This is a genomic window from Candidatus Bandiella numerosa (genome assembly GCF_021811875.1).
GTDB classification, from domain to species: domain Bacteria; phylum Pseudomonadota; class Alphaproteobacteria; order Rickettsiales; family Midichloriaceae; genus Aquirickettsia; species Aquirickettsia numerosa_A.
The window spans coordinates 1-2,950 of record NZ_JAJBJD010000139.1 but is presented as its reverse complement, the minus strand read 5'-3'; the positions used below and the strand labels follow the sequence as shown (position 1 = coordinate 2,950).

Genomic DNA, 2,950 nt, shown 5'->3' with positions numbered 1-2,950 from the left:
TGGATATCTATGTCTGTTTGGTGTGCCCTTCATCTTTTTTGATATTTATTTTTTTAAATCCTACAATTTTATAATCTTTTATTCAATATCAGAATTTTATTCTATTTTTAACTTGACTGTGCCTGCAGAAGGAGTAATATTTGACTTAGAAAAAAGCTCCTTTTTTGGCAAAACTAAATGAACCCTAGAATTTTCAATTTGAGATAAACTATTAATAGTTCTAGACAACTCTGCTTCGAGCGCTCTTAAAGAATTAATATTATTTAAAAACTGTGAGCTGCCAAGCCCATTTTCTTTGTCAAAAATTTCATATCCAACAATGTTACCAGAGCTAATAAGCCCACTTTGTGAAAAATACATCCTTAATTCTAACACTTTGTGTGCCGGAACCAGTACTTGGGAATTTTTCATGTCCACCTTATAATCCACACCCATGGACTGTAACTTTAAAGTTACCTTCAATCTATCGTTATCACTCAATTCGCTATACAAACTGCTATGAATAGGCTTAGAACTTATTACAAAGAACAAAGCGCCTATTAAAATTGCGACCATAAGTAAAGCTAATATTACTAACTTATTCGTACCTAATCTTTTTAAAAATTCCATTGTTACCTAAAAACCCACCCACATATAGAACCTTGCATTACACTGAATAAAGGTTACCATTTACTAATTAAGTACATGCTAGCAAGTTTATTTTTTTAAATCCAGATTTTTTTCAAAATTTGTGCTACATCACATCATATTATAAAAATAATATAAGCAATTGTAGCTCAACACCAAACTTTAATGTACTATGTGATTAGAAATAATCATTATATATTTATACAAATACGTTGATACAATTTAAGAGCATATTAAAAAAGTCTATAAAAAAACTTCTTAACAATAATTTATCTGTATTATGCATCACTAAAATAATACAGATATATTTGGAATTTGTGTTTATTACATCTAAAATAGACACTCATATAGATGACAAAGCTATAGATATTTTTAATTCTAATGAAGTTTGTTTTTTGACACTATGGCACGGCAAAATAATAGTGTTTCCAAAAATAATGAGAAAATTTGGAAAATTTAATGTTTTAACTTCCTTGCATAAAGACGGTAAATATGTTGATAAATTTGTGCAACTATATGGTCATAAAACCATTCGGGGATCAAATTATAAAGGTGGTTTATCTGCAACAAAAGATATTATAAATTCAATCAAAAATAAAGAAAGCATTGTCATAACTCCGGATGGTCCTAGAGGACCTAGATATAAAGTCAATAGCGCCGTTACAAATCTTGCATCAAAATTCAAAATACCAGTCATTAATATTTCTTTTGTATCCTCCAAAGCTAAAATTCTTAGAAGCTGGGATGAATTTACAATTCCATTGCCTTTTACCAAGATTGTAGTGGATATCTCTGCTCCAAATTTTTTTACTGAAAAACAAAATAGCAAACTAGAGATTTTGATGATAAAACAAATGCAAGATTTAAAAAAACACCTTTAGAGTAAACCCATAAAAACTGTCATGAAATTATACAAAATTATATCAATTTTTTTATTTCCCATAATATTCATATGTATGATAATTAGGTTGATAAAAAGTAAAGAGAATGTTACAAGCATAACTCAAAAATTCGTTCTAAAGTCTGATAACTGCCCCAAAAATAAATTGGTAATTTGGTTTCATGCGGCAAGTGTTGGAGAAGTGAATATGGCCATTCCAATAATCAAGACTATCATTAATGAAAGAACTGATGTGCATTGCTTGGTTACGACTATAACATTAACATCTGCAAAAATTTTTAAATCTGCAAATATAAAAAATACAACGCACCAATTTCTCCCAATTGATATAACTTTTTTTATTAGTAGATTTTTAGCTCATTGGAATCCTAAAGTTGCAATTTTTATTGAATCAGAAATATGGCCAAATTTAATAGATGCGACTACAAAGAAAATTCCTTTATTATTATACAATGCAAGATTATCGGATACCTCTTTTAATAGATGGAGTAAGTATAAAAGTTTTACTAGTAGTTTATTACAAAAACTATCACTGATTTTTACAGCTAGCAATTTAGACTATGAAAGATATAATGTATTCACTAAAAATAATCTAAAATTTATTGGTCATTTTAAATATTCATCTCCCCCATTAACGTATTCAAGCGAATATGTTCAAACTACTAGAACAAAATTAAAAAATAAAAATATATTTGTTGTAGCCAGCACACACAAGGGGGAAGAAGAAATTATTATAAAACTGCATAAAGAAATAAAAGAAAAAATTCCAAATATATTTACTATCATAATTCCTCGCCACCCAAAACGAATTGAAGAAATAATCTCAATGGCAGAAAAGTATAAATTATGCTATGTAACCGATATTGATAACTATAATCACCATGAAACTGAGTTATTATTGGTGCCATCTTTTGGAGTACTTGGCAATTATTTTGAGATTTCAGATATTGTTTTTATTGGCGGATCTTTAGTAAATATTGGAGGACATAATATAATTGAACCTGCAAAACAAGGTTGCGCAATCATTGTGGGACCTCATACTTCTAATTTTAAAGATATAATTGACGATTTTAAAACCAAAAAAGCTATAGTAGTTGCTAGAGATTACGATGAACTAAAGTGTGAATTACTGAAGTTGTTCAACGATTCAAATTACAAAAATCAATTGATTGTTAATTCAAGTAACATAATTACATCACAAAAAAATATTTCAAAAATTGCAATCGATACGATCTACAATTACATGAAATAAACCAACTTCTTAACTTTCCAAAAGATATGGCGCATAGCAAAAAATGGCACCGTCAAGTTAATGGAAATATGGCCGCAACACAACCCTGACCCTTAAATTTTAGGCAGCAGCTATCTCTTGGATAGCTTCATCCCAAATAAATTTAGCTTTTTGAAAATTCTCTCTTTGGA

Annotated in this window: 3 protein-coding genes; 2 read left to right on the top strand and 1 reads right to left on the bottom strand. The window is 28.8% G+C overall.

Going from position 1 to position 2,950, the window contains the following annotated elements:
- Positions 1-96: 96 nt before the first annotated feature.
- Positions 97-609, bottom strand: a complete 513-nt coding sequence (locus L8D11_RS04655) for a hypothetical protein (RefSeq protein WP_236870506.1) — start codon at positions 607-609, stop codon at positions 97-99.
- A 335-nt stretch (positions 610-944) separates the two neighbouring features.
- Here L8D11_RS04655 and L8D11_RS04650 point away from each other — a divergent pair, with 335 nt between their 5' ends.
- Both L8D11_RS04650 and L8D11_RS04645 read left to right on the top strand, forming a co-directional pair.
- Positions 945-1,508 carry a lysophospholipid acyltransferase family protein gene (locus L8D11_RS04650; protein ID WP_236870507.1) on the top strand — a complete coding sequence of 188 codons (564 nt, stop codon included), beginning with the start codon at positions 945-947 and terminating at the stop codon, positions 1,506-1,508.
- A gap of 75 nt (positions 1,509-1,583) precedes the next feature.
- Positions 1,584-2,780, top strand: a complete 1,197-nt coding sequence (locus L8D11_RS04645) for a 3-deoxy-D-manno-octulosonic acid transferase (RefSeq protein ID WP_236870505.1) — start codon at positions 1,584-1,586, stop codon at positions 2,778-2,780.
- The last annotated feature ends 170 nt before the right edge of the window (positions 2,781-2,950 follow it).